Below are 25,524 nucleotides of genomic sequence, written 5' to 3'. Positions count from 1 at the left end.
CTCCTACTTGGCCTTCTCGAGGATCTCCACCAGCCGCCAGCGCTTGGTCGCCGACAGCGGACGGGTCTCCATGAGGCGGACACGGTCGCCGATACCGGCGGTGTTCCCCTCGTCGTGCGCCTTGACCTTGCTGGTCCGGCGGATGACCTTGCCGTACAGGGGGTGCTTCACCCGGTCCTCGAGGGAGACGACGATCGTCTTCTCCATCTTGTCGGACACGACCAGGCCCTCGCGGACCTTGCGCTCCCCGCGCTCGTCGTTCTTCTGCTCGTCGCTCACGCCGCGCCCTCGCTCTCGGTCGGTGCGGCGGAAAGGCCGAGCTCACGCTCGCGCATCACGGTGTAGCACCGCGCGATGTCGTGACGGACGGCCCGCAGCCGCCGGTTGTTGTCCAGCTGCCCGGTGGCCATCTGGAAGCGGAGGTTGAACAGCTCCTCCTTGGCCTCCCGGACACGCACGACCAGCTCCTCGTCGGAGAGCTCGCGCAGCTCGGCGGCCTTGGTGTTGCCACTGCTCGCCATCAGATGTCACCACCCTCACGGGACACGATCCGGCACTTCATGGGCAGCTTGTGGATCGCACGGGTCAGGGCCTCGTGCGCCACCTCGCGGTTCGGGAAGCTCATCTCGAACAGCACCCGGCCCGGCTTGACGTTCGTGACCCACTTCTCGGGCGAACCCTTACCGGAACCCATGCGGACCTCGGCCGGCTTCTTGGTCATCGGGATGTCCGGGAAGACGTTGATCCAGATCTTCCCGCCACGACGGATGTGCCGGTTGATCGCGATACGCGCCGACTCGATCTGCCGGTTGGACACGTAGGCCGGCTCCAGCGCCTGGATGCCCCAGTCGCCGAAGGTGACCGCGGTACCACCGCTGGCCATGCCCTTGCGCTTGGGACGGTGCTGCTTGCGGTGCTTGACCTTGCGTGGGATCAGCATCGGTCAGCTCTCCCCACCGTTGCTCTGGTTCTCACCGGAGGCCGGGGCCTCGGCGGTCGCCGTCGCGGCGCCGCCGGCCTGGCCCGCGCTCTGCGCGGCACGCCCGGCCTCGGTGCTGGTCGCAGTGGTGCCCGAGGCACCGGAACGGCGCCGGGCCGGGCGCTCGCGGCGCGGGCCGCGGCCCGGGGCCTCGGCGGCGGCCGGGACGCCCTCGCGGCGGCCACCGACGACGTCGCCCTTGTAGATCCAGACCTTCACGCCGATGCGGCCGAAGGAGGTCCGGGCCTCGAACAGGCCGTAGTCGATGTCGGCACGCAGCGTGTGCAGCGGGACCCGACCCTCGCGGTAGAACTCCGACCGCGACATCTCGGCACCGCCGAGGCGGCCCGAGCACTGGACCCGGATGCCCTTGACCTGCGGGCTGCGCATGGCCGACTGGATGGCCTTGCGCATCGCACGCCGGAAGGCGACCCGGTTCGACAGCTGCTCGGCGACGCCCTGGGCGACGAGCTGCGCGTCGGACTCGGAGTTCTTGACCTCGAGGATGTTCAGCTGGACCTGCTTCTTGGTCAGCTTCTCGAGGTTGCCCCGGATCCGGTCGGCCTCCGCGCCACGACGGCCGATCACGATGCCCGGACGCGCGGTGTGGATGTCCACCCGCACGCGGTCCCGGGTGCGCTCGATCTCGACCTTGGAGATGCCGGCCCGCTCCATGCCCTTGGAGAGCATGCGGCGGATCTCGACGTCCTCCTTGACGTACTCGGAGTACTGCTTGTCGGCGTACCAGCGCGACTTCCAGTCCGTGGTGATGCCCAGGCGGAAGCCGTGCGGGTTGATCTTCTGCCCCATCAGCGGGCCCTCCCCTTCGCACCACGACGGCCGGCCTTCTGCGGAACCGACTCGACCTCGATGGTGATGTGGCTCGTCCGCTTGCGGATGCGGTACGCACGCCCCTGGGCGCGCGGCCGGATCCGCTTCAGCGTCGGGCCCTCGTCGACCATCGCCACGGCGACCACGAGGGTCTCCGGGTCCAGGTCCAGGTTGTTCTCGGCGTTGGCCGCGGCGCTCGCCACGACCTTCGCGACGGGCTCCGCCGCGGCCTGCGGCGAGAACCGCAGGATCGCCAGCGCCTCGTCGACCGGCAGGCCGCGGACCAGGTCCACGACACGACGGGTCTTCGTCGGCGAGCTGCGGACGAACCGCGCCACGGCGCGCGCACGAGTCGGCTCGAGCGCAGCGCCGGTGGTCTCGGCAGTGGTCTCTGCCATTTTCTCCACCTCTCCTAGTCGCTACTCGGGCCGGCTGCTAGCGCCGACGCGCCTTGCGGTCGTCCTTGATGTGGCCCCGGAAGGTCCGGGTCGGGGCGAACTCGCCCAGCTTGTGACCGACCATCGAGTCGGACACGAACACCGGGACGTGCTTGCGGCCGTCGTGCACGGCGATGGTGTGACCGATCATGTCCGGGATGATCGTGGACCGACGGGACCACGTGCGGATGACGGTCTTCTTGCCGGACTCGTTGAGGACGTCCACCTTCTTGAGCAGGTGGTCGTCCACGAAGGGGCCCTTCTTCAGGCTGCGCGGCATGTCTTACCTCCCTGCTCAGCGCTTCTTGCCGGTACGACGCCGGCGGACGATCAACTTGTCGGACGGCTTGCTCTTGCGGGTGCGGCCCTCGGGCTTGCCCGCCGGGTTCACCGGGTGGCGGCCACCGGAGGTCTTGCCCTCACCACCACCGTGCGGGTGGTCCACCGGGTTCATGACGACACCACGGACGGTCGGGCGCTTGCCCTTCCACCGCATACGGCCGGCCTTACCCCAGTTGATGTTGGCGTGCTCCGAGTTGCCCACCTCGCCGACGGTGGCGCGGCAGCGCACGTCGACGTAGCGGATCTCGCCGGAGGGCATCCGCAGCTGCGCGTAGGGCCCGTCCTTGGCGACCAGCTGGACGCCGACACCGGCCGAGCGCGCGATCTTGGCGCCGCCACCGGGGCGGAGCTCGATCGCGTGCACCACGGTGCCCGTCGGGATGTTGCGCAGCGGCAGGTTGTTACCCACCTTGATGTCGGCCCGGGGACCGTTCTCGATCTTGTCGCCCTGCTTGAGCTTCGCCGGCGCGATGATGTAGCGCTTCTCGCCGTCGGCGTAGTGCAGCAGTGCGATCCGCGAGGTGCGGTTCGGGTCGTACTCGATGTGCGCGACCTTCGCCGGCACGCCGTCCTTGTCGTTACGACGGAAGTCGATCAGACGGTAGGCGCGCTTGTGTCCGCCACCCTGGTGACGGGTGGTGATCCGCCCGTGCGCGTTGCGGCCGCCCTTGTTGTGCAGCGGGCGCAGCAGCGACTTCTCGGGGGTGTCCCGGGTGATCTCGGCGAAGTCCGACACGCTCGAGCCACGACGGCCCGGGGTGGTCGGCTTGTACTTACGAATGGCCATGGGTCAGCTCGCTCCCTCAGCTCGCCGGGCCACCGAAGACGTCGATCGACTTGCTCTCCTCGGAGAGCGTGACGATCGCGCGCTTGGTGTCCTTGCGCTTGCCGTAGCCGGTGCGGGAGCGCTTGCGCTTGCCCGGGCGGTTCAGCGTGTTCACGCTGGTCACCTTGACCCCGAACACCTTCTCCACGGCGATCTTGATCTGGGTCTTGTTCGCGTCCGGTGCCACGACGAAGGTGTACTGGCGCTCGTCGAGCAGCCCGTAGCTCTTCTCCGAGACGACCGGCGCGAGCAGCACGTCCCGCGGGTCCGTGATCACTTGTCGGCCTCCTCAGCGCGGCGGCCGGCAGCCTTCGGCTTCGCGATCGGGCCGGCCAGGAACTCGTCCAGCGCCGCCTGCGTGAACAGCACGACGTCGTTGACGAGCACGTCGTGGGTGTTCAGCTGGTCGGGCGCGATCAGGTGGACCTGCGGCAGGTTGCGCAGGCTCAGCAGGGCGTTCTCCGCGGAACGCTCGACGACCGCGAGCACCCGGCGGGCGTCGGGCACGACGGCCTCGATCGCCTTGCGGGCTGCCTTGGTCGACGGCGCGTCGCCCTCGGAGAAGGCGGACACGACGTGCACGGCGCCGGCGCGGGCCCGGTCGGAGAGGGCGCCACGCAGGGCGGCGGCCTTCATCTTCTTCGGGGTCCGCTGCGAGTAGTCGCGGGGCGTCGGGCCGTGGACGATGCCACCACCGGCGAACTGCGGCGCGCGGATCGAGCCCTGACGGGCGCGACCGGTGCCCTTCTGCCGGTACGGCTTCTTGCCACCGCCGCGGACCTCGCCGCGACCCTTCACGTCGTGCGTGCCCTGACGCGCGGCGTTGAGCTGCGCGGTCACCACCTGGTGCATGAGGGCGATGTTCGCCGTCACGTCGAAGACGTGGTCCGGGAGCTCGACGCTGCCGGAGGCGGAACCCTCGGGGGTCTTGATCTGCACGGTGCTCACTTGCCATCACCCTTCGCGGGGGTCTTCACCACGACGAGGCCACCGCGCGGACCGGGGACGGCGCCCTTGACGAGCAGCAGCCCGCGCTCGGCGTCCACCCGGTGGACCTTCAGGTTCTGCGTGGTCTGGCGGTCGGAACCCATCCGGCCGGCCATCCGCACACCCTTGAACACGCGGCCCGGGGTGGCGCAGCCTCCGATGGAGCCCGGCGAACGGTGCTTGCGCTGCGTGCCGTGCGAGGCGCCCAGGCCCTTGAACCCGTGGCGCTTCATGACACCGGCGAAGCCCTTGCCCTTGGTCACGCCCACCACGTCGACCTCGGCCACCTCGGCGAACGCCTCGACGGTGACCTCCTGGCCGGTGGTGTACTCGGCGGCGTCGGAGGTGCGGAGCTCCAGGACGTGGCGACGGGGGGTGACGCCGGCCTTGGCGAAGTGGCCGGACTCCGGCTTGTTCACCTTGCGCGGGTCGATGGCCCCGTAGGCCAGCTGGACGGCGGTGTAGCCGTCGGTCTCCTGCGAGCGCACCTGCGTCACGACGTTCGGCCCGAGCTGGACCACGGTGACCGGCACGATGCGGTTGTTCTCGTCGAACAACTGGGTCATCCCGAGCTTGGTGCCCAGGAGGCCGGTGACCTTCTTCGTCTGCTTGGTGGCAGTCGTCTTCTTGAATGCAGCAGTCATCGTCTCCACCCCGCCGTCACTGAATGTTGACGTCGACGCTCGCCGGCAGGTCGATGCGCATGAGCGCGTCGACCGTCTTGGGCGTCGGGTCGAGGATGTCGATGAGTCGCTTGTGCGTGCGCATCTCGAAGTGCTCGCGCGAGTCCTTGTACTTGTGCGGCGAGCGGATGACGCAGTACACGTTCTTCTCGGTAGGCAGCGGCACGGGGCCGACGACCCGGGCACCGGTACGCGTCACGGTCTCCACGATCTTGCGAGCAGACGCGTCGATTGCCTCGTGGTCATAGGCCTTGAGCCTGATGCGGATCTTCTGTCCCGCCATGGTCGTCGGTCGTCCTCTTCTTCCTGCCGCGGGGGTGTCGCGGTTCGGCCCCGTAAGAACTCGCGCCGTGCTGCCACCGGATGTCCGGCGGGCCGGCTGCGGCCCGTGCTCTGTTCAGGTCTCTGTCGGCCCGGAGTCGCGCGTCCAGTCCCCTGGAGCACTCGTCCTGCCGGGGCTCTCCGGTCCACGAGGTCGGGCGTGTCGCGCCCTACCCGCATGGTTGTGCCCGGGTCACCGCGTCCCACCCCCATCTGGGGCGGGCATGTCGCTCGGAATCTCCCTGGTTCACGCGGCGGACCGCGGAACCGGGGCTGACAACGAACATGGCGCGTGGTCCGCGACCCCTGGACTACCGGAGACCGGGAACAGAGGCGGCGCTTCCACGCGCCATGCTCATCGTGCAACCCGTCAAGGATGACACACCGCTGTGCGGCACCCTCGACCGGGGGGTGGGTAACGGGGCCGCCCCAGGGGGACGGCCCCGTCACGTCACGCGTTGATCTTGGTGACCTGGCCGGCGCCCACGGTGCGGCCACCCTCACGGATGGCGAACTGCAGGCCCTCCTCCATGGCGATCGGCTGGATCAGCTGGACGCTCATGGTGGTGTTGTCACCCGGCATGACCATCTCGGTGCCCTGCGGGAGGGTCACGACGCCGGTCACGTCGGTCGTCCGGAAGTAGAACTGCGGACGGTAGTTGTTGAAGAACGGGGTGTGACGGCCGCCCTCGTCCTTGCCCAGGATGTACACCTGGCCCTCGAACTCGGTGTGCGGGGTGATCGAACCCGGCTTCACGACGACCTGGCCGCGCTCCACGTCCTCACGCTTGATACCGCGCAGGAGCAGACCGACGTTCTCGCCGGCGCGACCCTCGTCGAGGATCTTGCGGAACATCTCGACACCGGTGACGGTGGTCGAGGTCTTGTTCGGCCGGATGCCGACGATGTCGACGGTCTCGTTGACCTTGACGATGCCGCGCTCGATACGACCGGTGACGACCGTGCCGCGACCGGTGATCGTGAAGACGTCCTCGACGGGCATGAGGAACGGCTTCTCGATGTCGCGCTCGGGCTCCGGGATGGCCTCGTCGACCGCGTCCATGAGCTCGACGATGGCCTCGGCCCACTTGTCGTCGCCCTCGAGCGCCTTCAGCGCCGAGACGCGCACGATCGGGAGGTCGTCGCCCGGGTAGTCCTGAGCCGACAGCAGCTCGCGGACCTCCATCTCGACGAGCTCCATGATCTCCTCGTCGTCGACCATGTCCGCCTTGTTCAGGGCGACGACGATGTACGGCACGCCGACCTGACGCGCGAGCAGCACGTGCTCACGGGTCTGGGGCATCGGGCCGTCGGTCGCGGCGACCACCAGGATCGCGCCGTCCATCTGGGCGGCACCGGTGATCATGTTCTTCACGTAGTCGGCGTGCCCGGGGCAGTCGACGTGCGCGTAGTGCCGCTTCTCGGTCTGGTACTCGACGTGCGCGATCGAGATCGTGATACCGCGCTGGCGCTCCTCCGGCGCCTTGTCGATCATGTCGAACGCCGAAGCCTCGTTGAGGTTCGGGAACTTGTCGTGCAGAACCTTGGTGATGGCCGCCGTCAGCGTGGTCTTGCCGTGGTCGATGTGACCGATGGTGCCGATGTTGACGTGCGGCTTGGTCCGCTCGAACTTCGCCTTCGCCACTGCTGGGTCCTCCTGGACTCGTGTCTGTACTCCGCCGTGCTGACGGCAGGTCTGTGGGTGTCGGGTGGTGCGGGCCGCGGACCTTACCGATCCGCGGACCGCACCCTCCGAGCAGGTCGGGCACTGGGGCCCGCCCCGGGGAGCTCTTACTCGCCCGTGGCCTTCGCGATGATCTCCTTCGCCACGTTCGCCGGAACCTCGGCGTAGGAGTCGAAGACCATCGTGTAGTTCGCCCGGCCCTGGGTCCGCGACCGCAGGTCGCCGACGTAGCCGAACATCTCGGACAGCGGCACGGTCGCCTTCACGACACGGGCACCGGCCCGCTCCTCCATGGCCTGGATCTGGCCGCGGCGGGAGTTCAGGTCGCCGATGACGTCACCCATGTAGTCCTCGGGCGTCATCACCTCGACGGCCATCATCGGCTCGAGGATGGCGGGGCTCGCCTTGCGGGCCGCCTCCTTGAACGCCATCGAACCGGCGACCTTGAAGGCCATCTCCGAGGAGTCGACCTCGTGGTACTGACCGTCCAGCAGCGTGAGCTTCACACCGACGACGGGGTAGCCGGCCTGGATGCCGTACTGCATGGCGTCCTGGGCACCGGCGTCGACCGACGGGATGTACTCCCGCGGGACACGGCCACCGGTGACCTTGTTCTCGAACTCGTACAGCGCACCGTCACCGCTGGTGAGCGGCTCGAGCTTGATGATGACGCGGGCGAACTGGCCCGAGCCACCGGTCTGCTTCTTGTGCGTGTACTCGAACTTCTCGACGGCCTTCTTGATGGTCTCCCGGTAGGCCACCTGCGGCTTACCGATGTTGGCCTCGACCTTGTAGTCGGACTTCATCCGGTTGACCAGCACCTCGAGGTGCAGCTCGCCCATGCCGGCGATGATGGTCTGGCCGGTCTCGTCGTCCAGGGAGACCTGGAACGTCGGGTCCTCCTCCGCCAGCTTCTGGATCGCCAGCGAGAGCTTCTCCTGGTCCGCCTTCGACTTGGGCTCGACGGCGACCTGGATGACCGGGTCCGGGAAGGTCATCGACTCGAGGACGATCGGGTTCTGCGGGTCGCAGAGCGTGTCGCCGGTGGTCGTGTCCTTCAGGCCGATGACCGCGTAGATGTGGCCGGCCACGGCCTCGTCGACCGGGTTCTCCTTGTTGGAGTGCATCTGGAAGAGCTTCCCGATGCGCTCCTTCCGGTCCTTGGTCGAGTTGATGACCTGGGCGCCGGCGGCGACCTGACCCGAGTACACCCGGATGTAGGTCAGCTTGCCGAAGAACGGGTGCGCGGCGATCTTGAAGGCGAGGGCCGAGAACGGCTCGTCCTTCGACGGCTTGCGGCTCGCCGGCGTCTCGCCGTCGGTGAGGAAACCCTCGACCGGCGGCACGTCGTACGGCGACGGCAGGTAGTCGATCACCGCGTCCAGCATCGGCTGGACACCCTTGTTCTTGAAGGCCGAGCCGCAGAGGACCGGGTAGGCGGCGCGGTTGGTCACCAGCGCGCGGACACCGGTCTTGATCTGCTCGGTCGTCAGGTCCTCGCCACCGAGGTAGAGCTCCATGAGCTCGTCGTCGGTCTCGGCGACGGCCTCGACGAGCGCCGTGCGGTACTCCTCGGCCTTGGCCTGGAGGTCCGCCGGGATCTCCTCGACGGTGTAGTCCTCGCCCTTGGCCACCTCGCCGCGCCACGTGAGCGCGCGCATCTCGACCAGGTCGACGACACCGATGAAGTCGTTCTCGGAGCCGATCGGGATCTGCAGCGGCAGCGGGGTCGCGTTCAGGCGGTCCTTGATCGTCTGAACGGTGAAGTAGAAGTCCGCGCCCAGCTTGTCCATCTTGTTGACGAAGCAGATGCGGGGGACGTCGTACTTGGTGGCCTGCCGCCAGACCTGCTCGGACTGCGGCTCGACCCCCTCCTTGCCGTCGAAGACCGCGACCGCGCCGTCGAGAACCCGCAGGGACCGCTCCACCTCGACGGTGAAGTCGACGTGCCCGGGGGTGTCGATGATGTTGATCTGGTGGTTCTTCCAGAAGCAGGTCGTCGCGGCCGACGTGATCGTGATGCCGCGCTTCTGCTCCTCCTCCATCCAGTCCATGGTGGCGGCGCCGTCGTGCACCTCGCCGAGCTTGTAGTTGATCCCCGTGTAGTACAGGATCCGCTCGGTCGTGGTCGTCTTACCGGCGTCGATGTGGGCCATGATGCCGATGTTGCGGACCTTGGTGAGGTCCGTCAGCACGTCCTGTGCTGCCACTGCTCAGCTCTCCCTGGATCGCGAGTTGGCGCCCGACGGTCGGCCGGTCACCAGCGGTAGTGGGCGAAGGCGCGGTTCGACTCCGCCATCTTGTGCATGTCCTCGCGCCGCTTGACGCTGGCGCCGAGGCCGTTGCTGGCGTCGAGCAGCTCGTTCATGAGGCGCTCGACCATGGTCTTCTCACGGCGCTGGCCGGAGTAGGTGACCAGCCAACGCAGCCCCAGGGTGGTCTGCCGGACGGCACGGACCTCGACGGGGACCTGGTAGGTCGCGCCACCGACGCGGCGGCTGCGGACCTCGAGGGCCGGCTTCACGTTGTCGAGAGCGCGCTTCAGCGTGACGACCGGGTCGGTGCCGGTCTTGTCACGGGTGCCCTCGAGGGCGGCGTAGACGATGCGCTCGGCGAGCGACCGCTTCCCGTCCTTGAGGACCTTGTTCACCAGCTGGGTGACCAGCGGCGAGCCGTAGACCGGGTCCGAGACCAGCGGACGCTTCGGGGCGGGGCCCTTGCGGGGCATCAGCTCTTCTCCTTCTTCGCGCCGTAGCGGCTGCGGGACTGCTTGCGGTTCTTCACGCCCTGGGTGTCCAGCGACCCACGGATGACCTTGTAGCGCACGCCGGGGAGGTCCTTCACACGACCACCGCGCACGAGCACGATGCTGTGCTCCTGCAGGTTGTGGCCCTCACCGGGGATGTACGCGGTGACCTCGATGCCGCTGGACAGGCGCACACGGGCGACCTTGCGCAGCGCCGAGTTCGGCTTCTTGGGCGTGGTGGTGTACACGCGGGTGCAGACCCCGCGGCGCTGGGGGCTTCCCTTCAGCGCGGCGGTCTTGGTCTTGGAGACCTTGTCCTCGCGGCCCTTGCGGACCAGCTGCTGGATCGTGGGCATGAACCGTCTACTTCTTCCCGTCGACGTGGCTCGACTGTCTCGCTCGCCGTGACACTGGTGATCGTGGTTCGGTGTCCCGGGCTCCGGGCGCCGGCGTGGCTGCCGGCTCTCGCCGGACTCCGCCACCGTCGCGCCGGACCCCGAGGTCGGGCGTGTCGTCCCGGGCACGCTCGGGGCCGGAAGGGCCCCGCGGAGGCTGTCGGGACGTCCGGCGTGCCCTGCTCCGGGGCGCAACCACAGATCTGAGGGTCGGAACCAACGGATCGGTGCACACCACGGGACACGCGGACCTGCCCGACCGGAGCCGAGCACAAGACATGAGAATACCCGGCCCTCTTCGACACGGTCAAAGCGGGTCCGTTCCGGGCGTTCGCCTCGGACCTGCCTTCGGGACCATCGGGGGCTTCGATGGTCCTCGGATCCCCCGGGACGACGCCCCGGAGGAGACCTGTGATGACCCGACGATGCCGCACGACGCCGTCACTGGCAAGCGGACTCACCCGCTCGTCGCAGATCGACGGCCGCTCGTCGCGGTCGGATCGGTGGTGGGCGATGACTGTGCCCCAGCGGGATCCCGCCGTGTCGATCACGGTGTGGATCACCCTGTGGACGGTGGCGACGGAGGGACGGTTACGGTCCGGTATGCACCTGCCGACGGCCGTCAACCGCCTCGCCACGCGCGCACTCATCGCGCCCTTGCTCGCCCCGACACTACCCGTCGCCCTGCGACGGCGTGGACTCGACCTCGTCGGCGCGTCGCTCCCGCTCCCCCGCGGCACCCGCCGGGACCTCGGGACGCTCGGCGGCGTGCCCACCGCGGTCGTCGCACCGCCCGGGCCGCTGTCCCCGCACCGGGTGCTCTACCTGCACGGCGGCGGATACCTCGTGGGCTCCTCGGCGTCGCACCGGCCGCTGCTCGCCGGGCTCGCGCACGCCACCGGCGGCGCGGTCCTCGCGCCGCACTACCGGCTCGCCCCGGAGCACCCGTTCCCGGCCGCCCTCGACGACGCGTACGCCGCCTGGACCGCCCTGCGGGCCGCGGGGATCCCGGCCCGGCACATCGCGGTGGCCGGCGACTCCGCGGGCGGCGGGCTGACCATGTCGCTGCTGCTGCGCCTGCGCGCGGCCGGCGAGGACCTCCCGGGCTCGATCGGGCTGATCTCGCCCTGGCTGGACCTGTCCTGCACCGCGGACGCGCTCACCCGCAACGTCGCCTCCGACGCCATGCTGGACCCGTCATGGCTGCCCGACGCCGTCGCCGACTACGCGGGCCCGCACACCGGCGCCCCCGAGCTCCTGCCCCTCGAGGCGGACCTGGCCGGGCTGCCGCCGCTGCACGTCGTCGCCGGTGCCGACGAGATCCTCGTCGACGACGCCGACACCCTCGTCGAGCGCGCCCGCGCGGCCGGGACACCGGTCACCTACGAGCGTGCGCCCGGCATGTGGCACGCCTTCCCGACGCTGGCCGGGCTGCTGGCGGAGGCCGACGCCTCGCTGCGCACCCTGGGCCTGGCCCTGCGGGCGGACTGCCTGCGCTGAGGCCCGCTGCCCACGGGACAGCCCCGGAACGCACGGACGGGGCCGGGCACCGCCACGGGAGCGCGGTGTCCGGCCCCGTCCGGGACCTGTCCGGTCACGGTCCGGACCCACCGTCGTGGGTCCGACCGGACGGCTACCTCAGCGGTAGTCGCGACCGAAGTCGTAGTCGTCCAGCGGCACCGCGGCACCGGTGCCCGTGCCGAAGACGTCCGGGCTGTAGTAGCCGTCGTCGTAGCTCGGCAGCGCGTAGGCGGCCGCGCGGGCCTCCTCGGTCGGCTGGACCTGGATGTTGCGGTACCGGTTGATGCCGGTACCGGCCGGGATCAGCTTACCGATGATCACGTTCTCCTTGAGCCCGACGAGCTTGTCGCGCTTCCCGTTGATCGCGGCATCGGTGAGGATGCGGGTGGTCTCCTGGAACGAGGCCGCGGACAGCCACGACTCCGTCGCCAGCGAGGCCTTGGTGATCCCCATCAGGACCGGACGGCCGGAGGCCGGCTCCAGACCCTCGGCGACGACCCGGCGGTTCTCGGACTCGAACTCGCCCCGCTCGGCCAGTGCACCGGGCAGGAACTCGGTCGCACCCGAGTCGATGATCGTGACCCGGCGCAGCATCTGCCGGACGATGACCTCGATGTGCTTGTCGTGGATGTCCACGCTCTGCGTGCGGTACACCTTCTGCACCTCACGCACGAGGTGCAGCTGCACCTCACGCGGGCCCATGACACGCAGCACCTCGTGCGGGTCCGCCATGCCCTCGAGGAGCAGCTGGCCGACCGTCACGTGGTCGCCGTCCGCGAGCGGACGCTCGGTGCCGTCGACGGTGGTCATCCCGAGCCACTGCCGCTTGGACAGCTTCTCGTAGACGATCTCCTCGCCGCCGTCGTCCGGGATCAGCGTGATCTTCCAGAACCGGTCGCCGTCCTCGATGCGGATGCGGCCGTCGACGTCGGCGATCGGCGCCTTACCGCGCGGGACCCGGGCCTCGAACAGCTCGGTGACACGCGGCAGACCGGTCGTGATGTCGTCACCCGCGACGCCACCCTGCTTGAACGTACGCATCGTCAGCTGGGTGCCGGGCTCACCGATGGACTGTGCGGCGACGATGCCGACGGCCTCGCCGACGTCCACCAGCTTGCCGGTGGCCATCGAGCGGCCGTAGCACATGCCGCAGATGCCGGTGGCCGAGGCGCAGGTCAGCGCGGAGCGGACCCGGACCGTCTTGACGCCGGCCGCGACGAGCGCATCGAGCACGGCGTCGCCGAGGTCGTCGCCCTTGCGGACCAGCACGGTGCCGTCCGCCGCGGTGATCTCCTCGCCGGAGGTCCGGGCGTACACCGAGGTGCGCAGGTAACGGTGCGGGATGAACCGACCGTCGCTCGTCTCCTCGGTGACCGCCATCGGGATGGCGCGCTCGGTGCCGCAGTCGACCTCGCGGACGATGACGTCCTGCGACACGTCGACCAGACGACGGGTCAGGTACCCGGAGTCCGCGGTCCGCAGCGCGGTGTCCGCCAGACCCTTACGGGTGCCGTGCGTGGAGATGAAGTACTCCAGCACCGACAGGCCCTCGCGGTACGAGGCCTTGATCGGACGCGGGATGAACTCGCCCTTGGGGTTCGCGACCAGACCCTTCATACCCGCCAGCTGGCGGATCTGGGTCATGTTGCCCGCGGCCCCGGACTGCACGATCGTCGGGATCGGGTTGTCCTCGGGGAAGTTCTGCTCCATCGCCTTGGCGACCTCCTCGGTCGCCCGGCTCCAGATCTTGACCATCTCGTCGTTGCGCTCCTGGTGCGACAGGGCACCACGCTGGTAGCGCTTGTTGATCTGGTCGGCCTTCGCCTCGTACTCCTCGAGGATGCCCGCCTTGGCCGGCGGGACCAGCACGTCCGCGATCGAGATCGTGACGCCGGAGCGCGTGGCCCAGTAGAAGCCCGCGTCCTTCAGCCGGTCCAGGACCTGCGCGACCTCGGTCATCGAGTAGCGCTCGGCCAGCTCGTTGACGATCGTGGCCTGGCGCTTCTTCGGCAGCGGCTCGTTGACGAACGGGTAGTCCGCCGGCAGGAGCTCGTTGAACAGCACCCGCCCGAGCGTGGTCTCCGCGGTCCAGACGCCGTCCTCGGTCACGGTCTCGGCGTCCGTGCCCGGGGTCGGGGTGACCTGCGGGAGCCGGATCTTGATCGGCGCCTGCAGGTGGAGGACCTTGCGGTCGTAGGCCATGATCGCCTCGGCCGCGGAGCCGTAGTGGTTCCCGGCGCCGTGGGCATCCTCGCGGAGACGGGTCAGGTGGTACAGACCCGTGACCATGTCCAGACGCGGCATCGCCAGCGGGCGACCCGACGCCGGGGACAGGATGTTGTTCGACGACAGCATCAGCACGCGGGCCTCGGACTGAGCCTCGGCCGACAGCGGCAGGTGCACCGCCATCTGGTCACCGTCGAAGTCCGCGTTGAACGCCTCGCAGACCAGCGGGTGCAGCTGGATGGCCTTGCCCTCCACCAGCTGCGGCTCGAAGGCCTGGATGCCGAGACGGTGCAGCGTGGGCGCACGGTTCAGCAGCACGGGGTGCTCGGAGATGACCTCCTCGAGCACGTCCCACACCTGCGAGCGGCCGCGCTCGACCATCCGCTTGGCGGACTTGATGTTCTGCGCGTGGTTGAGGTCCACCAGGCGCTTCATCACGAACGGCTTGAACAGCTCCAGCGCCATCTGCTTGGGCAGACCGCACTGGTGCAGCTTCAGCTGCGGGCCGACGACGATGACCGAACGGCCCGAGTAGTCGACGCGCTTGCCGAGCAGGTTCTGGCGGAACCGGCCCTGCTTGCCCTTCAGCAGGTCGGACAGCGACTTGAGCGGGCGGTTGCCCGGACCGGTCACCGGCCGGCCACGACGGCCGTTGTCGAACAGCGCGTCGACGGACTCCTGGAGCATCCGCTTCTCGTTGTTGACGATGATCTCGGGCGCGCCGAGGTCGATCAGTCGCTTGAGGCGGTTGTTCCGGTTGATGACCCGGCGGTACAGGTCGTTCAGGTCCGAGGTCGCGAAGCGGCCACCGTCGAGCTGCACCATCGGGCGCAGGTCCGGCGGGATGACCGGGACGCAGTCGAGCACCATGCCCATCGGCGAGTTGCCGGTGGTCTGGAACGCCGCGACGACCTTCAGGCGCTTGAGCGCGCGCAGCTTCTTCTGGCCCTTGCCGGACCGGATGATCTCGCGCAGCTTCTCGGCCTCGGCCGGGATGTCGAAGTTCTCCAGGAGCTTCTGGATCGCCTCGGCACCCATGGCACCGGTGAAGTAGTCGCCGTAGCGGTCGTAGAGCTCGCGGTAGATGGACTCGTCCGCGATGAGCTGCTGGACGTCGAGCTTGGTGAACGTCGTCCAGATCTCGTCGAGCCGGTCCAGCTCGCGCTGGGCACGGTCGCGCAGCTGACGCATCTCGCGCTCGCCGCCGTCCTTGACCTTGCGGCGGACGTCGCCCTTGGCGCCCTCGGCCTCGAGCTCGGCGATGTCGGCCTCGAGCTTCTGGGCGCGGGCCTCGAGGTCGGCGTCGCGGGTCTGCTCGACCCGGCGGCGCTCCACGCTCATCTCGTTCTCGAGCGTGGACATGTCGTTGTGCCGCAGCTCGGTGTTCACCGAGGTGATCACGTACGCCGCGAAGTAGATGATCTTCTCGAGGTCCTTGGGGGCCAGGTCGAGCAGGTAGCCCAGCCGGCTCGGGACGCCCTTGAAGTACCAGATGTGCGTGACCGGGGCGGCCAGCTCGATGTGGCCCATCCGCTCACGACGCACCTTGGCGCGCGTGACCTCCACGCCGCAGCGCTCGCAGATGATGCCCTTGAACCGGACACGCTTGTACTTGCCGCAGTAGCACTCCCAGTCCCGGGTCGGACCGAAGATCTTCTCGCAGAAGAGCCCGTCCTTCTCCGGCTTCAGGGTGCGGTAGTTGATGGTCTCGGGCTTCTTGACCTCACCGTGCGACCACTGGCGGATGCCCTCGGCGGTGGCCAGGCCGATGCGCAGTTCGTCGAAGAAGTTGACGTCGAGCACGTATGTCCTCTGTTTCTTCGTTTAAAGGGCGGCTGGTCGGACGGGGGTCAGTTGACGACGTCGTCGACGGTCATCGACTCCGAGCCCGGGCGGCTGGACAGGTTGATGCCCAGGTTCGCCGCGGCACGCTCGAGGTCCTCGTCGTCGGCGTCCCGCATCTCGATCGCCGCACCGTCGCTGGAGAGCACCTCGACGTTCAGGCAGAGCGACTGCAGCTCCTTGAGGAGCACCTTGAACGACTCGGGGATCCCCGGCTCCGGGATGTTCTCGCCCTTGACGATCGCCTCGTAGACCTTCACGCGGCCCACGACGTCGTCGGACTTGATCGTCAGCAGCTCCTGCAGGGTGTAGGCGGCGCCGTACGCCTGCATCGCCCAGCACTCCATCTCACCGAAGCGCTGGCCACCGAACTGCGCCTTACCGCCCAGCGGCTGCTGGGTGATCATCGAGTAGGGGCCGGTCGACCGGGCGTGGATCTTGTCGTCCACCAGGTGGGCCAGCTTCAGGATGTACATGTAGCCGACCGCGACCGGGAACGGGTACGGCTCACCGGAGCGGCCGTCGAGCAGCTGCGCCTTGCCGTCCGGACCGACCATCCGCTCGCCGTCCCGGTTGGGACGGGTCGAGCCCAGCAGCCCCGTGATCTCGTGCTCGCGCGCACCGTCGAACACCGGCGTCGCGGTGTTCGTGTCGGCGGGCACCGAGTAGAGCTCCTCGGGCATCTGCGCCGCCCACTCGGGCGTGCCCTCGATCTCCCAGCCGGACTTGGCGATCCACCCGAGGTGGGTCTCCAGGATCTGGCCGATGTTCATACGACGCGGCACACCGTGGGTGTTCAGAATGATGTCGACCGGCGTGCCGTCCGGGAGGAACGGCATGTCCTCCTGCGGGAGGATCTTGCCGATGACGCCCTTGTTGCCGTGCCGGCCGGCGAGCTTGTCGCCGTCGGAGATCTTGCGCTTCTGGGCCACGTAGACGCGGACCAGCTCGTTGACGCCCGGGGCCAGCTCGTCGTCGTCGTCGCGGGAGAAGACCCGGATGCCGATGACCTTGCCGTTCTCGCCGTGCGGGACCTTCAGCGAGGTGTCGCGGACCTCGCGCGCCTTCTCACCGAAGATCGCGCGGAGCAGGCGCTCCTCCGGGGTCAGCTCGGTCTCGCCCTTGGGCGTGACCTTGCCGACCAGGATGTCGCCGGGCTGGACCTCGGCGCCGATCCGGATGATGCCGCGCTCGTCGAGGTCGGCCAGCACGTCCTCGGAGACGTTCGGGATGTCCCGGGTGATCTCCTCGGCGCCCAGCTTCGTGTCGCGCGCGTCGATCTCGTGCTCCTCGATGTGGATCGAGGTGAGCACGTCGTCCTGCACGAGGCGCTGCGACAGGATGATCGCGTCCTCGTAGTTGTGGCCCTCCCACGGCATGATCGCCACGAGCAGGTTCTTGCCCAGCGCCATCTCGCCGTTCTCGGTGCAGGGACCGTCGGCGAGCACCTGGCCCACCTCGACCCGCTGCCCCTCGTCGACGATGGGCTTCTGGTTGTTGCAGGTGCCCTGGTTCGAGCGGCGGAACTTGTTCAGACGGTAGGTCTGACGCTGCCCCTCGTCGTCCATGACGGTGATGTAGTCGGCACACAGCTCCTCGACGACACCGGCGGACTCGGCGGTGACGACGTCACCGGCGTCGACGGCGGCACGCAGCTCCATACCGGTACCGACCAGCGGCGACTCCGAGCGCAGCAGCGGCACGGACTGGCGCTGCATGTTCGCGCCCATCAGCGCGCGGTTCGCGTCGTCGTGCTCGAGGAACGGGATCATCGCGGTCGCGACCGACACCATCTGGCGCGGCGAGACGTCGATGTACTCCACGCCCGAGGGCGAGATCAGGTCGACCTCGCCGCCCTTGCGGCGGACCAGGATCCGGTCCTCGGCGAACGAGCCGTCCTCGTTGAGGCGCGCGTTGGCCTGCGCGACGACGAAGCGGTCCTCCTCGTCGGCGGTCAGGTAGTCGATCTGGGAGGTGACCACACCGTCGACGACCTTGCGGTACGGCGTCTCGATGAAGCCGAACGGGTTGACCCGCGCGAAGGACGCCAGCGAGCCGATCAGACCGATGTTCGGACCCTCGGGGGTCTCGATCGGGCACATGCGGCCGTAGTGCGACGGGTGGACGTCGCGGACCTCCATGCCGGCACGCTCACGGGACAGACCGCCCGGGCCGAGCGCCGACAGGCGGCGCTTGTGGGTCAGTCCGGCCAGCGGGTTGTGCTGGTCCATGAACTGCGACAGCTGCGAGGTGCCGAAGAACTCCCGGATCGCGGCCGTGATCGGCCGGGTGTTGATCAGGGTCTGCGGCGTGATGGCCTCGACGTCCTGGGTGGTCATCCGCTCGCGGACGACCCGCTCGGTGCGGGACAGACCGACCCGGACCTGGTTCTGGATCAGCTCGCCGACGGTGCGCAGGCGCCGGTTGCCGAAGTGGTCGATGTCGTCGGTCTCGACCGGGATCTCCCGCGCGGAGTCACCGGAGCCCACGGCCATCGTGGTCTCGCCGGCGTGCAGCCGGACGAGGTACTCGATGGTGGTGGCGACGTCCTCCTCGGTCAGCGTGCCGACCGAGTTGTCGATGTCGAGGCCGAGCTTCTTGTTGGCCTTGTAGCGACCGACCTTGGCCATGTCGTAGCGCTTGTCCTTGAAGAACAGGTTCTCCAGGAGCGCCTGGGCCGACTCGCGCGTCGGCGGCTCGCCGGGGCGCAGCTTGCGGTAGATGTCGAGCAGCGCCTCGTCCTGGCCCGCGGTGTTGTCCTTCTCGAGCGTCGTCATGATCGTCTCGGAGAACCCGAAACGCTCACCGATCTGCTCGGCGGTCCACCCCAGGGCCTTCAGCAGCACGGTGACCGGCTGACGGCGCTTGCGGTCGATGCGGACACCGACGGTGTCGCGCTTGTCGACGTCGAACTCCAGCCACGCACCCCGGCTCGGGATGATCTTGACCGAGTAGACGTCCTTCTCGGTCGTCTTGTCGATCGCGTGGTCGAAGTAGACACCCGGCGAACGGACGAGCTGCGACACGACGACGCGCTCGGTGCCGTTGATGATGAAGGTGCCCTTGTCGGTCATCACGGGGAACTCACCCATGAAGACCGTCTGGGACTTGATCTCACCGGTGGTGTTGTTCGTGAACTCCGCCGTCACGAACAGCGGGGCACCGTAGGTCATGTCCTTGTCCCGGCACTCCTCGACGGAGGCCTTGACCTCGTCGAAGCGGGGGTCGGAGAAGGACAGCGACATCGAGCCCGAGAAGTCCTCGATCGGCGAGATCTCGGTGAGGATCTCCTCCAGACCGCTCACCGGGAGATCGTCACCGGCCTCGATCCGGCGCTGGAACCAGGCCTCGCTGCCGACCAGCCACTCGTAGGACTGGATCTGCAGGTCGAGAAGGTCGGGGACCTCCAACGGCTGGGCGATCTTCGCGAAGGTGACCCGGGTGGGTGCGCCGGGGTAGTTCGGGTTCGCCGAAGCGGAGAGGGTCGAGGTGGTCGCGGCGGCGCGGGAGACAGCCAAGATGCGTCCTTCCGAGAACTGCGCTTCTCGTCTGGCGTGCGCCGGTGGCGGGCGCTACCGTCTCCCTCGATCCGATCGGGGTCCCCCCGGATCGAGAAGCCGGTAGCCGGCCACGTCGCACGCCGTCTGTTGTCGGGCGCTGACGGACGAACGAACCCCCGCACCCACATCCGCCGAACCCTCTCCGGCGGCCGACGGATCGGTCCGGAAGTCTTCCCCGGTCATGAGCGCGTGAGCCTGGACGCAGACAGCGCAAAGAATGACTATAGACGCTGCGAGCGCAGCTGTCGAGACAGGTCGCCGATTCCAGCATCCAGGCAACCACCGTTGCCCAAGAGTGACCTGCACGCCGCACCGAGTCAAGTCCCACTTCGTCGACGAGCGGTCATCCTGCCGGGACGACCGGTCCACCGACGCCCGTCCAGGTCGCTCCGCGTGACGGTTGACACGGTGTCGTCGGGGCGCCAACGATCGGTCACAGGTCGGTGACGGCCGGCGGCGACGAAAGGACGACGATGTCCGACAGCACTCCTCCCATGCGCGAGCTCCTCGGTGACGACGCCCCCAGCAACTGGGGCAAGTGGGGTCCCGACGACGAGCTGGGCTGCCTGAACTACCTGGACGCGGGCGAGGTCCTGCGGGGCGTGCAGCACGTCCGTTCCGGCGAGGTGTTCACCCTGCAGATCCACATGGGACGCACCGAGGCGCCGGGCGACCCGCTGTGGCCGGGCCGCGAGGGCATCAAGCGCCAGAACGTCATGGACGAGGGCACCTGGGACTCGGCCGACGCACCGCAGTTCCCCGGCGGTCTGCACTACGCCGACGACACCGCCCTCATCTTCCTGCAGGGCTCCACGCAGTACGACGCGCTCGGCCACGTCTGGTACGACGGCAAGCTCTGGAACGGCTACGACGCGCGCTCCACCGTCGACGCGATGGACCGGGCCTCGGTGCTGCCGATCGCCGAGAAGGGCGTCGTCGGGCGGGGCGTGCTCGTCGACATGGCCCGGCACCGCGGCAAGGAGTGGCTGGACAAGGGCGAGACCTTCGACCACACCGACCTCGAGGCCGCCGCGCAGGCACAGGGCGTCACGATCGAGCCGCACGACGTGCTCGTCATCCGCACCGGATGGATGAAGTACTGGTACGAGCTCAACGACCCGGCCACCTTCTACACCGACTTCACCGAGCCCGGGCTCACCTACTCACGCGAGCTCGTGGAGTGGTTCCAGCGCAAGGAGATCCCGAACCTCGTCACCGACACGATCGCCAACGAGGTGACCAGCGAGCCGCACACCGGCGTCGCGCTCCCGCTGCACTGCGCGCTGATGCGCAACCTCGGCGTCGCCCTCACCGAGATCGCGTGGCTCGACGACCTCGCCGACGCCTGCGCCGCCGACGGACGGTGGAGCTTCCTCTACGCCGCGGCCCCGCTCAAGGTCGTCAACGGCACGGGGGCACCGGTGAACCCGATCGTGATCCGCTGATGTCCTACGCCGACCGCCCCTGGCTGGCCCGCTACGCCGAGGGCCAGCCGCACGACATCACCCCGGACTTCCCGGACGCGCTGTCGATGTTCCGCGCCGCGGTGGCGCGGAACCCCGACGGCGACGCGATCCGCTACTTCGACGGCGCGCTGACCTACCGCGAGCTCGACGAGCTCACCGACGCCTTCGCCGCCGGGCTGCTCGCCGGCGGGTTCACCGCGGGCGAGCGGGTCGCGATGTACCTGCAGAACGTGCCGCAGTTCGTCCTCGGCCTGGTCGGCACCTGGAAGGCCGGCGGCGTCGCGGTGTCGGTCAACCCGATGAACCGGGAGCGGGAGCTGGAGCTGTTGCTGCGCGATTCCGGGTCGTCGGTGCTGGTGTGCCTGGAGTCGCTCTACGACGGCGTCGCGCGGACCGTGCTGGCCGGGCAGCCGGGTGTGCGCACCGTGCTCACCACCTCCGAGCGCGAGTTCCAGACCCGTGACGACCCGCGTGCCCTCCCCGGGACCGCGCGGCCGGACCTGTCCGGCGACGACGTCACCGACCTCGGCGCGTTCCTGGGGACGCACCGGGGCAGCACTCCCCCGCCGGTGTCGTTCGCCGCCGGCGACACGGCGTTCCTCACCTACACCTCGGGGACCACCGGGCCGCCCAAGGGCGCGATGAACACCCACGGCAACGTCGTCTTCACCAGCCAGGCCTACGCCACCTGGTGCGGCCTCGGCGACGACGAGGTCGTCCTCGGCATCGCCCCGCTGTTCCACATCACCGGGCTGATCGCGCACGTGACCCTCGCCCAGTACCTGGCCGCGCCGCTGGTGCTGTTCCACCGGTTCGAGCCGTCGCTGGGCGTCGACGTCATCCGGGAACACCGGCCGACCCTGACCGTCGGGGCGATCACCGTGTTCATCGCGCTGATGAACGCCCCGAACGCCGACCGGGAGGCGCTCGCGTCGCTGCGCACGATCTGCTCGGGCGGGGCGCCGATCCCGCCGTCGACGGTCACCGCGTTCCACGAGGCGTTCGGGCTGTGGATCCACAACATCTACGGGTTGACCGAGACCACCTCGCCGTCGCACGCGACGCCGATCGGCACCCAGGGGCCGGTGGACTCCGCGTCCGGGGCACTGTCGGTGGGCGTCCCGATCTACGGCACCGTCGTGCGCATCCTCGACGACGACGGCGCGGAGCTCCCGCCCGGCGAGATCGGGGAGATCTGCACGTCCGGGCCGCAGGTCGTCGCGGGCTACTGGGGCAAGCCCGAGGAGACGGCCCACGCGTTCCCCACCGGAGAACTCGCGCAGCCCGAACTCAGAACGGGGGACGTCGGCTACATGGACGCCGACGGCTGGTTCTACATCGTCGACCGCAAGAAGGACCAGATCAACGCGGGTGGCTACAAGGTGTGGCCGCGTGAGGTGGAGGACGTGCTCTACGAGCACCCCGCGGTGCGGGAGGCCGCGGTGGTCGGCGTCGCCGACGAGTACCGGGGCGAGACGGTCAAGGCGTTCGTGTCACTGCGGGCCGGTGCCTCGGCCACCCCGGAGGAGCTGATCGCGTTCACCAGGGAGCGGATGGCGGCCTACAAGTACCCGCGGCAGGTGGAGCTGCTCGACGAGGTGCCCAAGACCGTCACGGGCAAGGTGCTGCGCCGCGAGCTGCGGGCCCGCGAGCAGACCTGACCGGTGGAGACGACGACGGGGCGCCGACCCGGTGGGTCGGCGCCCCGTCGTGCGAGCGGTGCTCAGGTCACTTGAGCGAGACCTTGGCGCCGGCCTCCTCGAGCTTCGTCTTGGCGGCCTCGGCGGCCTCCTTGGCGACACCCTCGAGCAGCGGCTTCGGCGCGGACTCGACGAGGTCCTTCGCCTCCTTCAGGCCCAGGCCCGAGACGACCTCACGGACGACCTTGATGACCTGGATCTTCTTGTCACCGGCGGCCTCGAGGACGACGTCGAACTCGTCCTTCTCCTCCTCGGCGGGGGCGGCACCGGCGGCGGGGGCGCCCGCGGCGGCGACGGCGACCGGGGCGGCCGCGGTGACCTCGAAGGTCTCCTCGAACTTCTTCACGAAGTCCGAGAGCTCGAGCAGGGTGAGCTCCTTGAAGGCGTCGAGCAGCTCGTCGGTGGACAGCTTCGCCATGGTGGCGGTCCTTTCTCTACGAAAGACAGATGGGGGTGGTGATCAGCTCTCGGCGGAGTCGCCGTCGGCCTCGGCCGGGGCGGCGGACTCGCCGGACTCGGCCTTCTTGTCGGCCAGCGCCTGCGCGAGGCGGGCGACCTGCGAGGCCGGGGCGTTGAACAGCCCGGCGGCCTTGGACAGGTTGGCCTTCATCGCGCCGGCCAGCTTGGCCAGCAGGACCTCGCGGGTCTCGAGGTCCGCCAGCTGCTCGACCTCGGCGGTGGACAGGGCGCGCCCGTCCATGTACCCGCCCTTGATCGTCAGACCGGGGTTGTCCTTCGCGAACTGCTTGATCGCCTTCGCGGCCTCGACGGGCTCACCCTTGATGAAGGTGATGGCCGTCGGGCCGGCGAGCAGGTCGTCCAGGCCCTGGACCCCGGCCTCCGCCGCCGCGCGCTTGACCAGGGTGTTCTTCGCGACGCGGAAGTTCGCGTCCGAACCCAGGTCCCGGCGCAGCTGGGTCAGCTTGGCGACGCTGAGCCCGCGGTACTCGGTCACGACCGAGGCGTCCGACTCGCGGAAGCGGTTGGTGATCTCCTCGACCGCTGCGACCTTCTCAGGTGCTGCCATCGCTGCCCTCCTCTCGGGGGTCGGTCTCGTGCACGTGGGACGTGCTTGGGGGTGCCACCGACGCAGTTCCCACTCCGACCCCGGAGACGACGAACGCCCCGTGCGCAGCAGCACGGGGCGTCGGAAGTTCGTGGGGCACTCGCGCGCCCGGTGTCGCCTCGTCCTCCTGCGCGGGCCGTCCGGACGTTCCCGGAACCTTCGTACGCCCTTCGGGAAGGACGCGGACCTGCGGTCTTCGGTGGATCGGGAGCAACTGTAGCCCCTCGCCGTACCCCCGGTTCACCCGGGGGTACGGCGGGGTGGGCCTGCTCAGGCCGGCGTCATCGCGGAGATCTTCCAGCGGCCGTCGACGAACTGGGCGTCGACCCGCAGCCGCGCCGCCGCGGAGCCCTCCTGCGGGGCGCCGCCGTCGGCCTGACGGCGGATGACCTGGTTGACGAAGGCGTAGACCGTCGCGCGGTCGCCGTCGATGCTCGCCACGGCGAGCTTCGGGATCGTCGCGGTGACCACGGCCTTCTGCTGCGGGGCGAGGTCCTTCACGCTGCCGAAGATCTTGTCGAACTCCGGTTGGAAGCCCGGGGTGATGACGCCGCGGGCGTCGTCCTCGGCCTGCTGGAGGCGGGCGTAGTCGAAGGAGTAGACCTTCGTGATCGCCTCACCGACCTGCTCGCTGACCTGCGCGGTGGTGCCGACGTCGGTGAGCGCGGTGTTGGACGCCGACCCGGTGAAGGTCGTGCGGTACCACTCGGCACCGAAGAACGCGGCGGCCGCGACGAGCAGCACCGTGACGGCGAGCAGCAGGCCGGTCGCGCGCCGGGTCGTCGGGGCGGACAGCAGCGACCGGCGACGCGGGGTGCCGTCGGCGTCGGCCGGGGCGTCGGCGGCGTCGGTACCGGGGGCGTCGGTGCCGGGGGCGTCGGTGCGCCCGGCGTCGCCGGAGCGGACCGGTGCGGCGGACGGGACCGCGTCACCGGAGCGCTCGTCGAGGGCGACACCACCGGTGCCGGTCTCCTCCTCGTCGGGCTCGTCGGCGCGGGTGCGCGGGCGGCCCGCGACCTGGGGCCTGCGGATGCCGCCCGCAGGGCGGCGGCGGGGGGTGGACATGCGGTGACCTCCTGGGGTGGTCGACCTGGGAGCGGGGCGGTGCGGGGCACCGCCGGGGGGCCGGGGGTCGGGCCGGAGGGTCAGCCCGTACCCGGGGTGACCAGCGGCTCCAGTGCGTCGACCTTCCAGCCGTCGTCGGTGCGGACCATGCCGAGCTCGATGCGCTGACGGGTCACGGCGGGCTGACCGCCCTCGGGTGTGACGGTCACGTCGACGCCGGCGAGCACCCGGGCGGTCCCGGCGCGCGGGTCGACCTCGGTCACCGCGGCGTCGGTGACGGTCGCGGCGGTGGTGCGCTTCTGGTCGGTGACCAGCTTGGCGTAGGCGTCGCGGTTGGACACGAACTCGTCGCGGACCGACCCGGCCGAGGACTGGATCCACAGGTCCAGGCCCTTCTGGGCGTCCTTGTGGTCCAGGGTGTTCAGGTTGATCACGGCCTGGCGGGCGTCACGGAGCGCCTCGTCGCGGGCCTGGGCGACCTGGGTGGCGTCGCTGTTCAGCGCGAACAGCCACAGGCCGCCCAGCACGAGCGCGAGCACCGCCGCGACGACGGCGGCCACGGGCAGGGCCCTGGCGAGAGGTCCGGGCGGGGCCTGGCCGCCGTCCGGACCGGTGGCAGGCTCCACGGGCGCGGCACCGTCGGGGGTGTCGGCCGTCGGGTCGGCCTTCGTGTCGGCGTCGGAGCCGGCAACGTCGGTGTTCATCGGGGAGCGTTCCTCCTCCCGGCTGCGGGGGCACAGCCGCTCGGCGACCGCACCGGGCGGCCGTGGGCCGGCCGTGGGGGTCCGCGCCGTCCGGCGGACGGCGGTCCCCCGCGGTCGTCGTGCCGGCCGGGCCCGGGTGTGGA

General features: G+C 69.5%; 24 protein-coding genes. 3 read left to right on the top strand and 21 right to left on the bottom strand.

All coding sequences use genetic code 11. The features are described from left to right. Positions 1-3: 3 nt before the first annotated feature. The 15 genes from rpsQ to rpsL all read right to left on the bottom strand — a co-directional run bounded on the left by rpsQ (position 4) and on the right by rpsL (position 10,192). Positions 4-279: a 30S ribosomal protein S17 gene (gene rpsQ / locus KPF22_RS05830; RefSeq protein ID WP_062397834.1), complete on the bottom strand. Its 276-nt coding sequence runs from the start codon at positions 277-279 to the stop codon at positions 4-6. Further along, a complete protein-coding gene (gene rpmC / locus KPF22_RS05825) occupies positions 276-521 on the bottom strand; it encodes a 50S ribosomal protein L29 (protein WP_020622931.1) in 246 nt (81 codons plus the stop codon). Before rpmC ends, rpsQ begins: the two co-directional genes overlap by 4 nt. Beyond that, entirely contained in the window at positions 521-940 is a 420-nt protein-coding gene (gene rplP, locus KPF22_RS05820; protein ID WP_020622932.1) for a 50S ribosomal protein L16, read from the bottom strand. The genes rpmC and rplP overlap by 1 nt, the downstream gene beginning before the upstream one ends. A 3-nt stretch (positions 941-943) precedes the next feature. Then, positions 944-1,789: a 30S ribosomal protein S3 gene (gene rpsC / locus KPF22_RS05815; protein WP_020622933.1), complete on the bottom strand. Its 846-nt coding sequence runs from the start codon at positions 1,787-1,789 to the stop codon at positions 944-946. Beyond that, a complete protein-coding gene (rplV, locus tag KPF22_RS05810; RefSeq protein WP_062397838.1) occupies positions 1,789-2,208 on the bottom strand; it encodes a 50S ribosomal protein L22 in 420 nt (139 codons plus the stop codon). The genes rpsC and rplV overlap by 1 nt, the downstream gene beginning before the upstream one ends. 37 nt (positions 2,209-2,245) lie before the next feature. Continuing rightward, positions 2,246-2,527 carry a 30S ribosomal protein S19 gene (gene rpsS, locus KPF22_RS05805; protein WP_062397841.1) on the bottom strand — a complete coding sequence of 94 codons (282 nt, stop codon included), beginning with the start codon at positions 2,525-2,527 and terminating at the stop codon, positions 2,246-2,248. A 15-nt stretch (positions 2,528-2,542) separates the two neighbouring features. After that, the gene (gene rplB / locus KPF22_RS05800; protein WP_062397843.1) at positions 2,543-3,376 is read right to left on the bottom strand and encodes a 50S ribosomal protein L2; all 834 of its coding nucleotides are present in this window, start codon (positions 3,374-3,376) and stop codon (positions 2,543-2,545) included. A gap of 16 nt (positions 3,377-3,392) precedes the next feature. After that, complete coding sequence (gene rplW, locus KPF22_RS05795) at positions 3,393-3,692, bottom strand: 50S ribosomal protein L23 (RefSeq protein WP_062397845.1); 300 nt, start codon at positions 3,690-3,692, stop codon at positions 3,393-3,395. Next, positions 3,689-4,363, bottom strand: coding sequence for a 50S ribosomal protein L4 (rplD, locus tag KPF22_RS05790; protein WP_073576470.1), 675 nt, complete (start codon positions 4,361-4,363; stop codon positions 3,689-3,691). Before rplD ends, rplW begins: the two co-directional genes overlap by 4 nt. Then, complete coding sequence (gene rplC, locus KPF22_RS05785; protein WP_051050086.1) at positions 4,360-5,046, bottom strand: 50S ribosomal protein L3; 687 nt, start codon at positions 5,044-5,046, stop codon at positions 4,360-4,362. The genes rplD and rplC overlap by 4 nt, the downstream gene beginning before the upstream one ends. A 16-nt stretch (positions 5,047-5,062) precedes the next feature. Continuing rightward, positions 5,063-5,368: a 30S ribosomal protein S10 gene (gene rpsJ, locus KPF22_RS05780; RefSeq protein WP_003938093.1), complete on the bottom strand. Its 306-nt coding sequence runs from the start codon at positions 5,366-5,368 to the stop codon at positions 5,063-5,065. Positions 5,369-5,857: 489 nt separating this feature from the next. Then, positions 5,858-7,051, bottom strand: coding sequence for an elongation factor Tu (gene tuf / locus KPF22_RS05775; RefSeq protein WP_062397848.1), 1,194 nt, complete (start codon positions 7,049-7,051; stop codon positions 5,858-5,860). A gap of 146 nt (positions 7,052-7,197) precedes the next feature. Next, positions 7,198-9,300: an elongation factor G gene (gene fusA / locus KPF22_RS05770; protein WP_208825135.1), complete on the bottom strand. Its 2,103-nt coding sequence runs from the start codon at positions 9,298-9,300 to the stop codon at positions 7,198-7,200. A 47-nt stretch (positions 9,301-9,347) separates the two neighbouring features. Then, entirely contained in the window at positions 9,348-9,818 is a 471-nt protein-coding gene (gene rpsG, locus KPF22_RS05765; RefSeq protein WP_020622942.1) for a 30S ribosomal protein S7, read from the bottom strand. Then, positions 9,818-10,192, bottom strand: a complete 375-nt coding sequence (gene rpsL / locus KPF22_RS05760; RefSeq protein WP_020622943.1) for a 30S ribosomal protein S12 — start codon at positions 10,190-10,192, stop codon at positions 9,818-9,820. Before rpsL ends, rpsG begins: the two co-directional genes overlap by 1 nt. Before the next feature lie 642 nt (positions 10,193-10,834). On the opposite strand from rpsL, the gene KPF22_RS05755 reads away from it, so the two are divergent. Further along, positions 10,835-11,731 (top strand): alpha/beta hydrolase, encoded by an 897-nt coding sequence (locus KPF22_RS05755; protein WP_224401416.1) that lies wholly within the window; start codon positions 10,835-10,837, stop codon positions 11,729-11,731. Positions 11,732-11,869: 138 nt separating this feature from the next. On the opposite strand, the gene KPF22_RS05750 is transcribed toward KPF22_RS05755, so the two are convergent. After that, positions 11,870-15,781, bottom strand: coding sequence for a DNA-directed RNA polymerase subunit beta' (locus KPF22_RS05750; protein ID WP_179761813.1), 3,912 nt, complete (start codon positions 15,779-15,781; stop codon positions 11,870-11,872). Positions 15,782-15,828: 47 nt separating this feature from the next. Further along, a complete protein-coding gene (locus KPF22_RS05745) occupies positions 15,829-19,338 on the bottom strand; it encodes a DNA-directed RNA polymerase subunit beta (protein WP_208825139.1) in 3,510 nt (1,169 codons plus the stop codon). 515 nt (positions 19,339-19,853) lie between these two features. Here KPF22_RS05745 and KPF22_RS05740 point away from each other — a divergent pair. Both KPF22_RS05740 and KPF22_RS05735 read left to right on the top strand, forming a co-directional pair. Beyond that, complete coding sequence (locus KPF22_RS05740) at positions 19,854-20,825, top strand: cyclase family protein (RefSeq protein WP_208825141.1); 972 nt, start codon at positions 19,854-19,856, stop codon at positions 20,823-20,825. Beyond that, positions 20,825-22,507: an AMP-binding protein gene (locus KPF22_RS05735; protein WP_062397854.1), complete on the top strand. Its 1,683-nt coding sequence runs from the start codon at positions 20,825-20,827 to the stop codon at positions 22,505-22,507. The genes KPF22_RS05740 and KPF22_RS05735 overlap by 1 nt, the downstream gene beginning before the upstream one ends. A gap of 67 nt (positions 22,508-22,574) precedes the next feature. On the opposite strand, the gene rplL is transcribed toward KPF22_RS05735, so the two are convergent. The 4 genes from rplL to KPF22_RS05715 form a co-directional block, all read right to left on the bottom strand. Further along, positions 22,575-22,964: a 50S ribosomal protein L7/L12 gene (gene rplL / locus KPF22_RS05730; protein ID WP_062397856.1), complete on the bottom strand. Its 390-nt coding sequence runs from the start codon at positions 22,962-22,964 to the stop codon at positions 22,575-22,577. Positions 22,965-23,006: 42 nt separating this feature from the next. Next, entirely contained in the window at positions 23,007-23,573 is a 567-nt protein-coding gene (rplJ, locus tag KPF22_RS05725) for a 50S ribosomal protein L10 (protein ID WP_020622230.1), read from the bottom strand. Between the two features lie 309 nt (positions 23,574-23,882). Then, a complete protein-coding gene (locus tag KPF22_RS05720) occupies positions 23,883-24,677 on the bottom strand; it encodes a nuclear transport factor 2 family protein (protein WP_062397858.1) in 795 nt (264 codons plus the stop codon). Between the two features lie 80 nt (positions 24,678-24,757). Continuing rightward, positions 24,758-25,381, bottom strand: a complete 624-nt coding sequence (locus KPF22_RS05715) for a hypothetical protein (protein WP_178375981.1) — start codon at positions 25,379-25,381, stop codon at positions 24,758-24,760. Between the last annotated feature and the right edge of the window lie 143 nt (positions 25,382-25,524).

The organism is Pseudonocardia sp. ICBG1034 (assembly GCF_020131375.1).
GTDB lineage: Bacteria > Actinomycetota > Actinomycetes > Mycobacteriales > Pseudonocardiaceae > Pseudonocardia > Pseudonocardia alni.
The sequence above is the reverse complement of the archived record's forward strand: the minus strand, read 5'-3'. Positions and strand labels throughout refer to the sequence as shown.

Bases quoted from the DNA above. Each gene is read 5' to 3' on its own strand.
- rpmC (WP_020622931.1), bottom strand. From the start codon at position 521: ATGGCGAGCAGTGGCAACACCAAGGCCGCCGAGCTGCGCGAGCTCTCC.
- rplP (WP_020622932.1), bottom strand. From the start codon at position 940: ATGCTGATCCCACGCAAGGTCAAGCACCGCAAGCAGCACCGTCCCAAG.
- rpsC (WP_020622933.1), bottom strand. From the start codon at position 1,789: ATGGGGCAGAAGATCAACCCGCACGGCTTCCGCCTGGGCATCACCACG.
- rplV (WP_062397838.1), bottom strand. From the start codon at position 2,208: ATGGCAGAGACCACTGCCGAGACCACCGGCGCTGCGCTCGAGCCGACT.
- rpsS (WP_062397841.1), bottom strand. From the start codon at position 2,527: ATGCCGCGCAGCCTGAAGAAGGGCCCCTTCGTGGACGACCACCTGCTC.
- rplB (WP_062397843.1), bottom strand. From the start codon at position 3,376: ATGGCCATTCGTAAGTACAAGCCGACCACCCCGGGCCGTCGTGGCTCG.
- rplC (WP_051050086.1), bottom strand. From the start codon at position 5,046: ATGACTGCTGCATTCAAGAAGACGACTGCCACCAAGCAGACGAAGAAG.
- rpsJ (WP_003938093.1), bottom strand. From the start codon at position 5,368: ATGGCGGGACAGAAGATCCGCATCAGGCTCAAGGCCTATGACCACGAG.
- rpsG (WP_020622942.1), bottom strand. From the start codon at position 9,818: ATGCCCCGCAAGGGCCCCGCCCCGAAGCGTCCGCTGGTCTCGGACCCG.
- rpsL (WP_020622943.1), bottom strand. From the start codon at position 10,192: ATGCCCACGATCCAGCAGCTGGTCCGCAAGGGCCGCGAGGACAAGGTC.
- KPF22_RS05755 (WP_224401416.1), top strand. From the start codon at position 10,835: ATGCACCTGCCGACGGCCGTCAACCGCCTCGCCACGCGCGCACTCATC.
- KPF22_RS05740 (WP_208825141.1), top strand. From the start codon at position 19,854: ATGTCCGACAGCACTCCTCCCATGCGCGAGCTCCTCGGTGACGACGCC.
- KPF22_RS05735 (WP_062397854.1), top strand. From the start codon at position 20,825: ATGTCCTACGCCGACCGCCCCTGGCTGGCCCGCTACGCCGAGGGCCAG.
- rplL (WP_062397856.1), bottom strand. From the start codon at position 22,964: ATGGCGAAGCTGTCCACCGACGAGCTGCTCGACGCCTTCAAGGAGCTC.
- rplJ (WP_020622230.1), bottom strand. From the start codon at position 23,573: ATGGCAGCACCTGAGAAGGTCGCAGCGGTCGAGGAGATCACCAACCGC.
- KPF22_RS05720 (WP_062397858.1), bottom strand. From the start codon at position 24,677: ATGTCCACCCCCCGCCGCCGCCCTGCGGGCGGCATCCGCAGGCCCCAG.
- KPF22_RS05715 (WP_178375981.1), bottom strand. From the start codon at position 25,381: ATGAACACCGACGTTGCCGGCTCCGACGCCGACACGAAGGCCGACCCG.